Below are 9,296 nucleotides of genomic sequence, written 5' to 3'. Positions count from 1 at the left end.
GGGACGAGCGGTTATTCGTGGACGATGCGCGAGTGATCGCGGGTGTCCTTCATGAAGACGTAGACCAGCAGCGAGCAGGCGATGCAGCCGGTCACGTACCAGTAGTAGCCGCTCTCCATGCCGATGCTCTTGAACCACAGCGCCAGGTATTCGGCGGTGCCGCCGAAGATGGACACGGTCAGGGCATAGGGCAGGCCGACGCCCAGGGCGCGGATCTCGGTGGGGAACAGCTCGGCCTTCACCACGGCGTTGATCGAGGTGTAGAAGCTGACGATCACCAGCGCCACCATGATCAGGCCGAAGGCGCCCCACCAGGAGGTGACGCTACCCAGGGCGGTCAGGATCGGATAGGTGAACAGGGTGCCGAGCACGCCGAAGGCGATCAGCACCGGGCGCCGGCCGACGCGGTCGGAGAGGGCGCCGACAACGGGCTGCAGCAGCATGAACAGGAACAGCGTCGCCGCCGAGATGGAGGTGGCGTCGGTCTTGCTCATGCCCACCGAGTTGACCAGGTACTTCTGCATGTAGGTGGTGTAGGTGTAGAAGGCCAGGGTGCCACCCATGGTCAGGCCGACCACGGTGAGGAATTCCTTGGGGTGGCGCGCCAGGGTGCGCATCAGGGATTCCTTGGGCTTCTCGGCCTTCTTGAAGGAGCTGGTCTCTTCCATGCCGCGGCGCAGGTAGAGCGCGGTCACGGCGCAGGCGGCGCCGATCAGGAAGGGAATGCGCCAGCCCCAGCTCTCCAGCTGTTCGACGGTCAGGGTCTGCTGCAGCACGATCAGGGTGGCCAGGGCCAGCAGCTGGCCGGAGATCAGGGTGACGTACTGGAAGCTGGAGTAGAAGCCACGGCTTTCCTTGGTCGCCATCTCGCTCAGGTAGGTGGCGGAGGTGCCGTATTCACCGCCCACCGAGAGGCCCTGCAGCAGCCGCGCCAGCACCAGCATGATGGGGGCGGCGACGCCGATGGTGGTATAGCTGGGGGTGAGGGCGATGATCAAGGAGCCTGCGCACATCATGATCACCGAGACCATCAGCGCGGACTTGCGGCCGGCCTTGTCGGCATAGAGGCCCATCAGCCAGCCGCCGATGGGGCGCATGAGAAAGCCCACGGCAAAGATAGCGGCGACGTTGAGCAGCTGGGCGGTCTGGTCGCCCTTGGGAAAGAACGCCTTGGCGAAATACAGCGAGAAGGCGGCGTAGACGTACCAGTCGTACCATTCGACCAGATTGCCGACGGAACCGCTGAAGATGGACTTGATGCGCTGCGAGGTGGTCTTGGGCGCGGTCTGGCCGGCCGCGAGGGTAGCGGTGCTATCCACAGGGGTGTTCCTCTTGTCGTTGTTATTAGGGCGCTCGGGGCGTCGACAAGGGCTATAGCAGGGCGCGTGCCAGGTCGCGAAGCCGCATTCTGACTGGGTTTTGCCGGGGCGGATCGGCGAAAGATCGCCGAAAGCCGGTGGGCAATGAGCGGATTTCCGCCGATGGCGCCTCAGTCGTCGTCGCGAAAGTCGGCGCGCACCAGGCCATGGCGTTGCATCTTCTCGTTGAGGGTGCGCCGCGGCAGCTGCAACTCGTCCATCACCGCCTTGATCTCGCCGCCGTGGCGGGCCAGGGCGGCGCGCAGGCACTGGGCCTCGAAGGCTTCCAACTGATCGGCCAGGGAATGGCCCTGGGCCGCGGCCGGCGTGCCCAGGCCGAGCACCTCGCGTTCGGCGGCGTTGGCCAGTTCCCGGACGTTGCCCGGCCAGCCGTGACCCAGCAGCTGGGCCAGCCGCGCCGCGCCGGGCGGGGTGACCGGGCGCCCCAGGCGGGCGCCGGCCTCGGCGAGGAAGTGATCGAACAGCAGCGGGATGTCTTCGCGTCGCGCCCGCAGCGGCGGCAGGTGCAGTTCGGCGACATTGAGGCGATAGGCCAGGTCTTCGCGAAAGCGCCCGGCGCGCGCCTCTTCCAGCAGATCCGGCTTGGTGGCGGCGACGATGCGCAGGTCCAGGGCGATGCTCTGGTTGGAGCCGAGGCGCTCCAGGCGCTGCTCCTGCAACACCCGCAAGAGCTTGACCTGCTGCGCCAGGGGCATGCTCTCGATCTCGTCGAGAAACAGGGTGCCGCCGTTGGCGTATTCTAGCTTGCCGATGCGCTTGCCCTGGGCACCGGTGAAGGCGCCGCTCTCGTGGCCGAACAATTCGCTTTCGAACAGTTGCTCGGGGATGGCCGCGCAATTGAGCGCGACGAAGGCCTTGCCGGCCCGGGGACCGAAGTCGTGCAGGCAACGGGCGACCAGTTCCTTGCCGCTGCCGGTCTCGCCGCGCAAGAGCACGTTGACCGGGGTCGGTGCCAGGTCGAGGATCTGCTGGCGCAGGCGGACGATGCCGGGCGAGACGCCGAGCAGCCGACGGGCGAGGGCGCTCTGGTCGTCGACCCGGCGGTGCAGCTGGCGGTTCTCCAGCACCAGCCGACGCTTTTCCAGGGCGCGGCCGAGATCGCCGAGCAGTGCCTCGGGGCTGAAGGGCTTTTCCAGGAAATCGTAGGCGCCCTGACGCATGGCGCTGACCGCCAGGGCGACGTCGCCATGGGCGGTGAGCAGGATCACCGGCAGGTCGGGATCCAGCGCCTGCAGCCGGTCCAGCAGGGCCAGGCCGTCCATGCCGGGCATGCGCACGTCGCTGACCACCACGCCGGCGAAATCCGGCGTCACGGCCGCCAGGCAGTCTTCGGCGCGGGCGAACAGCCGCACCTGATGCCCCGACAGCTCCAGCCACTGGCGCACCGCTTCGCGGATGCTGGCTTCGTCGTCGACCAGATAGACCTGGGCTTGCATGGGGGCGTCCTCTCGCGGCCGGTGCGCCGCTACCTTGCCCTAAGGCTGGCGAGTGGTCGAGTCCCTAGCCGGGGCCCGGCAGTACCGGCAGACCCAGACGGGCGCAGGCGCCGCCTTCGGGGCGATTGCCCAGTTCGATGCGTCCGCCCAGGTGCTGGGCGACGGTCTGGACGATGGACAGCCCCAGGCCGGCGCCATTGGCCGCGCCGCTGCTGTAGAAGCGTTCGAACAGCCGCGGCAGGATCTCCACTGGAATGCCGGGGCCCTGGTCGAGGATCTGGATCTCGGCCCAGCCGGCGCTCATCTCCAGCCGCACGCGGATCTCGCCGCCGGGGGGCGAGACATTGACCGCGTTGGTCAGCAGATTCTGCAGGGCGATGCCCAGCATGGCGCTGTCGCCGTGGACCTGCACATGGGTGGCTTCGGCGTCGAGGCTGAGGTCCAGGCCCTTGTCGAGAATCCAGGGGCCCAGCTCCTCCAGGGTGGCACTGAGGGCGGTGCGCAGGTCGAAGCGCTGTTCGGCGCTCCAGCTCGGCCGGGGTTCCAGCCGGGCCAGGATCAGCAGCTGGTTGACCACCCGGGTCAGCCGATCAGTACCGCTGACGACGAATTTCAGCGCCTCGTCGCGGGCCGCCGCGGTCTGCGCGGACAGGGCGTTCTGCGCATGCAGGCGCAGCACCGCCAGGGGCGTGCGCAGTTCGTGGGCGGCGTCGGCGATGAAGCGGCGTTCGCGCTGCAGCAGTTGTTCGATCTGCAGCAGCAGGCGATTGAGCGCCGCCTGCATGGGTTCCAGTTCGCGCGGCAGGGGATCGAGCTGCAGCGGTTGCAGGGATTCCGGATCGCGGTGGCGGATCAGCCCGGCCATGCGCCGCAGCGGCCGCAGGCCCCAGCCGATGGCCAGCCAGGCCAGCAGCGACAGCAGCACCAGGCCGATCAGGTGCGGGGTGAGGGTATGGCGCAGGATGCGGCGGACCAGATCGGCGCGGACTTCTTCGCGCTCGCCGACCCAGAGCATCAGGTCGTGCTCGGGATCGGGCAGCAGAAAGCCATACCAGGCCTCGCCCTCCAGGGTCTGTTCGGTGAAACCCGGGGTCGTCGGCATGCTGAAGATGGGCGCGCTGGGCGAGCGCATCAGGGGCGCGCCGTGCGCGTTCCAGGCCTGGAAGGCCATCTTGGCCTCGTATCTGTGGCCATAGGGACTCTCCGTTGCTTCGGCTAGGGCCTGGGTGACACTGGCGTGCAGCGCCAGGCGGCCTTCGCCACGGGGGGCGGCACGCAGCATGCCCTGCAGGATGCGCGCGCTCTGGGCCAGCTGGGCATCGTAGATCTCGCCGATCTCGCGCTGGCTGTCGTGGACGTTGGTCAGGGCGATCAGCAGGGTGCCGATCAGCAGCAGCGAAAGCACCAGGCCGACGGTGCGGCGGCGGATGGAGGTCATGGGCACTCGAGGCGGTAACCGATGCCCCTGACCGTGCGGATCAGGTCGGCGCGCAACTTCTTGCGCAGGTTGTAGATGTGGACTTCCAGGGTGTTGCTTTCCACCCCCTCGTCCCAGCCGTAGAGCAGCCCCATGAGGCGATCGCGGCTGAAGATCTTGCCCGGATTGGCCAGCAATTCGTGCAGCAGCTGGTATTCGCGCGGAGTGAGGTTGACCGGCTGACCGTCGAAGGTGACCCGGCGGGTGGCCGGGTCGAGGGCGATGCCGCCACCTTCGAGCTGGATCTGCGAGGGGCCGTTGCGCCGCCGCAGGAGGGCGCGCAGGCGGGCCTTGAGTTCCTTGATGTCGAAGGGCTTGACCAGGTAGTCGTCGGCACCGGCGTCGAGGCCGGCGACCCGGTCTTCGGTGTCGTCGCGGGCGGTGAGGATCAGCACCGGGGTGGTCAGGCCGTTGGCGCGGCTCTGGCGCAGCACCTGGATGCCGTCCAGGCGCGGCAGGCCGAGATCCAGCACCACCAGGTCGAAGCCCTCTTCGCGCAGCGCGTGGACGGCGCTTTCGCCGTCCTTGAGCCAGTCCAGGGTATAGCCCTCTTCCCGCAGACTGGTGCGGATGCCCTCGCCGAGGTCGGGATCGTCTTCGATCAGCAGCACGCGCATGGGGGCCTCGTCACTTCAGCTTCTGGTCGACGTCCTTGAGTAGCGCGGCGATTTCGCCCCGCCGTCCCTGGTCGGCCAGTTCGCGTCCGGGGCGGGGCGCGGCCTGCTGCGCCTTGAGCAGGGCGGCGCGGGCTTCGGCATAGCGCTTCTGGCGATACAGGTGGTCGCCCCAGAAGTATAGGGTATCGATACCGTTGGGGTTGAGGGCGAGGGCCTGCTGCAGCAGACGATCGGCTTCGCTGGCGTCACCGAAGGCGATCGGCCAGCCGGGAACCCGGTCGTAGAGGGCGGCGAGACTGGTGTAGGCGGACCCCTGCAGCGCCGTGGGATCGAGCTTGAGCGCCTGTTCCAGGTCGGTGCGGGCTTCCTTGACCTTGCTCAGCGCACCCAGTCCGCCCTGGGCGCCGGCCCAGCTGCTGAGCACGATGCCCTGCCAGATCAGCGCCGGGGCCGACTGGGGGGCGGCCTGGGTGAAGGCGCGGGCCTCGCCGGCCAGCTGTTCGAAGGCGGCGGGCTTTTCGGTGCTGGGCAGGCGGTACTGGATCTCGGCCCAGCGCTGCTGGATCTGCGCCAGGCGCTGGCCATCGTCGGCCAGGGCGAAGGGGCTGGCAAGCAGGGCGGCGAGCAGCAGGCCGAGGGCCTTGCGTGGGGACGTCATGGGTGTTTCTCCGGAGCGAAGGCGGGATCGATGAAGCGGCGGATCACCGGCAGCTGGCGGCGCAGGGCGCGATCCACCAGGCCGGGCAGCAGGCCGTTGAGACGGACGAAGAGCTTTTCCGGCCAGCCGAGATAGAGCTCCTGGCGATCCTCGACCAGCGCGCGGATCACCGCGCCGGCGACCATGGCGGGCTCGTCCACCTGGCTCTTGAGCGCCTGGTTCACGGCCATGGCCGCCGGACTGTTCATCGCCGTGCGGGTGGCGCGGGGCGCCACGTAGAGCACCCGGATGCGGGTATCGGCCAACTCCCGGCGCAGGGCCTGGGTGAAGCCGCGCAGGGCGAACTTGCTGGCGCAATAGGGCGCATAGCCGGGATAGCCGATGGAGCCCAGGGTGGAGCCGACATGGGCGATCACCGCCCGTGGCTGGCGGCGCAGCAGCGGCAGCAGCAGACGGGTCAGCTGGATGGCCGCGCCGATGTTGATCGCCAGCAGGTTGTCGATGGCATCTTCGTCGAGGGCTTCGAGCAGGGCGAAGCTGTTGCTGCCGGCGGCGTTGAGCAGCACGTTGACGCCCTGGCCGCGACTGGCCTCGGCCAGGACCGCCTGGCGATCGGCCCGGCGGGTGAGGTCGGCGTCGAGCAGGCGCAGCCGGCCGCCCAGGCGCTCGGCCAGGGGTTGCAGGGCACGGGTGTCACGGGCCACCGCCAGCACCTGGGCGCCGCCGGCGCAGAGTTGTTCCACCAGCGGCAGGCCGATGCCGCCGCTGGCCCCGGTCAGCAGGATGCGGCAGTCAGGCAGCTGCATGGCGCTGCTCCGGTTGCTGCCCGGCGCCGGGCAGGGCGCGGAACATGTCGGCATAGAGGCGATAGACCACCTTGGACACACGGATCACCGCGGCCTGGTCGGCCGGATCGTCCAGGCGATCCATCAGCTGGCGATAGGTCGCCATGTGTTCCTGGTCGAGGCTGCCGTGGGAATCCAGGTAGCTGAAGGCGGTAGCCGGCAGGCCCAGCTGGCCGCGGATGGCGCCGGCCGCCTGGGTGGCCAGGGCGATGCTGGTGCCTTCGAGCACATTGACCATGCCGAACAGGCCGACCGGGTTGTCGCGGGCGATGAAGTCGTAGAGATAGGCCACCATCAGCTCGATGGACAACTCGGGGCGGCTGGCGCGCACGGCCTCGGCGTCGCCGCCGCAGGCGGCGATGTCATTGAGGATCCACTGATCGTGGCCGTATTCCTCCTCGATGTATTCGCAGACCGCGCCGCGCAGCCATTCCAGCCGCGCCGGCAGGCGGGCGCCGCAGGCCATCATCAGCGGCGCGGTGTGGCGGACGTGGTGATAGGCCTGGCCGAGAAAGGCGATATAGCTCTCCAGGGCGACGTCACCGCTCAGGGCGGCACGGATGATGGGCACCTCGAACAGCGCCTGGCGTTCCGCGGCGGTTTCGGCTTGCAGGGTGGCGAAGAAACTCATGCTTGTATCTCCAGAAGGTCCGAGAGCAGGGCCGCGTGGTGCGCCTGGATGGCATCGCGGCGAAGGCGTCCGGTCGCGGTGAGCAGGCCGTTGGCGGGGGTGAAGGGTTCGGCAAGGCGGCGCCAGGCGCCGATGCGGGCGTAATCGGGCAGGCGCTGGTTGAGGCAGGCGACCTGATCGGCGAGAAAGCTGTCGGGCAGGTCCGGCTGGCGCGGCCAGAGCAGCGCCACCAGGTGCCGGGCGCCTTCGCCCTGGACATAGGCCTGGGCGATGGGTCCGCCCTGGGTGAGTTCGGCCTCGATCCAGCCCGGGTCGACGTTGCGTCCCGAGGCCAGGCTGAACTGGTGTTTCTTGCGCCCGCGCAGATAGAGGTAGCCGTCGGCGTCGAATTCGCCGAGATCGCCGGTGGCCACCTCGTCGGTGGCGCTGCCGGGCTCGCCCAGGTAGCCGGCGAAATCGACGCCGGCGGCCAGCACCTCGCCGTCGGCGGCCAGGCGCAGGCGGACGTGGGGCAGGGGCTGGCCGACGCTGCCCGGGCGGTTGGCGTCAGGGCGATTGAGGGCCACCACCGAGGCGCATTCCGACAGGCCATAGCCCTGGAACACCGGCAGGCCCAGGGCGCTGGCACGGGTCAGCAGCGCCGCGCTCAGCGGTGCCCCACCCACGGCGGCGAAGCGCAGCGGGTCCAGGCACAGCAGGCCACGCTCGCCCAGTTCCACGAGTCCCTGCAACAGCTGCGGCATGAGGATCAGACTGTGCGGCTGGCGCTGCTGCAGGCAGGCGGCCAGCTGTGCCCAGTCGATGCCGGCGGAACCGCTGACGCCCTGGTCGGTGCCCTTGAGCACCACCACCTCGGCACCGGCCAGCAGGGCGGCATAGACCCCGAGATTTTCCAGCAGGATGCCCAGCGACAGGAGCACCTGATGGCGCTGGGGCGCCAGCGGCCGGCTGGCGGCTTCCAGGCTGGCGGCCACCCGCAGCAGTTGCCCGGCCTTGAGGCAGACGCCCTTGGGCGTGCCGGTGGTGCCGGAGGTGTAGGTGAGCTTGGCGGTGTCTGCCGGCAACGGAGTGCGGGCCGCTGCCGGCCGCTGCCAGCCACCGGCGCCCGCGGTGAAGCCTGCCGCGGCCCATTCCGCGGTGCGCTCGGGGCGCCCCAGCAGGAGATCGGCGCCGCAGTCGCGCAGGACGTGGGCGCGCTGCGCGGGACTGAAGAAGTCCGGCAGGGTCACGCAGGGCAGCCCGGCGCGCAGGGCGGCCAGGTCCCAGGCCAGCAATTCGGGGCCGTTGGGCAGGTCCAGCGCCAGCCGCTGGATCTCGTGCTCGCGCAGCCAGGCGGCGCGGGCGGTGACCTCCTGCAGCAGCCGGGCATAGCTCCAGGTCTCGTGACTGCCGGTCAGCGCCGGCCGGTCGCCGTGCCAGGCGTGGCGTTCCAGGGTGGCGAAGAAATCGACGATGGAGCGGGCTTCAGGCGACATGGCAGTCTTCCTCGCCAAGGGTGGGAAGGCCCAGGCGGGCGAAGATGCCGGCCTGCAGCAGCTGGTGATAGCCCTGGTGGATGTCGCCGGCGCAGACCTGGGGATCGTTGGCGTAGTAGGAGCCCCAGCTCTCGCGTTCGGCGCCCAGGCAGGCCGGATCAGCCGCGCCCAGTACCTGGGGCGCCAGACCGAGGCGATGAAAGCTGTTGATCAGGCGGGTGGGGCCGGTGAAGGTGACCCAGCGCCGGCCGCTGCGGGCCAGCAGCCAGGTGGTGACGACGATCAGCAGGCGCGCCTGGCCAGGGCCCAGCGCCGCCAGATTGCCGACCTCCACCACCTCCGCGCGATCGATCGGCCGGCCGAGCGCCGCCGCCACGTGGGTCTCCACCGGCTGCGGCAGATAGCGTTCGAGAAACAGCGGCTGGTCGAGGGCGGGGCGGATGCCTACCGCCGCCTGCAGCTTGCCTTCGGCATCGCGCAGGGCGAGCAGCAGCGGCAGGAAGTGGCTGATGCGGGCGCCATGCTCCAGGGCGAAACGGGCGCCGATGAAGGCCTCGGTCGCCTGGCGACCGGGCGCCTCGAGCGGCTCCAGGCGGGCCAGCAGCGAACCGCTGCGATCGGCCAGGGTAAAACCTTGCGGGGACTGCCAAGTCACGTCGAGCATCGCGACCTCTCCAGGGGAATGCGAGGTGCAGTCTTGGCGGTCAAGCTGAAGGCAATCTGAAGCGCCGCTTCATCGCAGCTTCAGATTGCCTGGCTAGGGTCGCGCTCTGTATTC

General features: G+C 69.4%; 9 protein-coding genes. All 9 read right to left on the bottom strand.

Annotation, left to right across the window (positions count from 1 at the left end; all coding sequences use genetic code 11):
* Positions 1-11 precede the first annotated feature (11 nt).
* The 9 genes from PVZ72_RS16080 to PVZ72_RS16040 all read right to left on the bottom strand — a co-directional run bounded on the left by PVZ72_RS16080 (position 12) and on the right by PVZ72_RS16040 (position 9,182).
* On the bottom strand, positions 12-1,319 hold the full coding sequence (locus PVZ72_RS16080; protein ID WP_007159929.1) for an MFS transporter: 1,308 nt from the start codon (positions 1,317-1,319) through the stop codon (positions 12-14).
* 170 nt (positions 1,320-1,489) lie between these two features.
* Positions 1,490-2,815 carry a sigma-54-dependent transcriptional regulator gene (locus tag PVZ72_RS16075; protein WP_273862455.1) on the bottom strand — a complete coding sequence of 442 codons (1,326 nt, stop codon included), beginning with the start codon at positions 2,813-2,815 and terminating at the stop codon, positions 1,490-1,492.
* 64 nt (positions 2,816-2,879) lie between these two features.
* Positions 2,880-4,253, bottom strand: coding sequence for a sensor histidine kinase (locus PVZ72_RS16070; RefSeq protein ID WP_273862454.1), 1,374 nt, complete (start codon positions 4,251-4,253; stop codon positions 2,880-2,882).
* Positions 4,250-4,909, bottom strand: coding sequence for a response regulator transcription factor (locus PVZ72_RS16065; RefSeq protein WP_027597373.1), 660 nt, complete (start codon positions 4,907-4,909; stop codon positions 4,250-4,252). Before PVZ72_RS16065 ends, PVZ72_RS16070 begins: the two co-directional genes overlap by 4 nt.
* A gap of 10 nt (positions 4,910-4,919) precedes the next feature.
* Positions 4,920-5,567 carry a tetratricopeptide repeat protein gene (locus PVZ72_RS16060; protein WP_273862453.1) on the bottom strand — a complete coding sequence of 216 codons (648 nt, stop codon included), beginning with the start codon at positions 5,565-5,567 and terminating at the stop codon, positions 4,920-4,922.
* Positions 5,564-6,373, bottom strand: coding sequence for an SDR family oxidoreductase (locus PVZ72_RS16055; protein ID WP_187980612.1), 810 nt, complete (start codon positions 6,371-6,373; stop codon positions 5,564-5,566). Before PVZ72_RS16055 ends, PVZ72_RS16060 begins: the two co-directional genes overlap by 4 nt.
* Positions 6,360-7,043 (bottom strand): TenA family transcriptional regulator, encoded by a 684-nt coding sequence (locus tag PVZ72_RS16050; RefSeq protein WP_208693487.1) that lies wholly within the window; start codon positions 7,041-7,043, stop codon positions 6,360-6,362. Before PVZ72_RS16050 ends, PVZ72_RS16055 begins: the two co-directional genes overlap by 14 nt.
* A complete protein-coding gene (locus PVZ72_RS16045; RefSeq protein ID WP_273862452.1) occupies positions 7,040-8,518 on the bottom strand; it encodes an AMP-binding protein in 1,479 nt (492 codons plus the stop codon). The genes PVZ72_RS16050 and PVZ72_RS16045 overlap by 4 nt, the downstream gene beginning before the upstream one ends.
* Complete coding sequence (locus PVZ72_RS16040; protein WP_273862451.1) at positions 8,508-9,182, bottom strand: thermostable hemolysin; 675 nt, start codon at positions 9,180-9,182, stop codon at positions 8,508-8,510. The genes PVZ72_RS16045 and PVZ72_RS16040 overlap by 11 nt, the downstream gene beginning before the upstream one ends.
* Positions 9,183-9,296 lie beyond the last annotated feature (114 nt).

The organism is Pseudomonas sp. LA5, assembly GCF_028640825.1.
Classification (GTDB): Bacteria; Pseudomonadota; Gammaproteobacteria; order Pseudomonadales; family Pseudomonadaceae; genus Chryseomonas; species Chryseomonas aestiva.
Note: the sequence above shows the minus strand (reverse complement) of the source record. Positions and strands in the feature narration are given on the sequence as shown.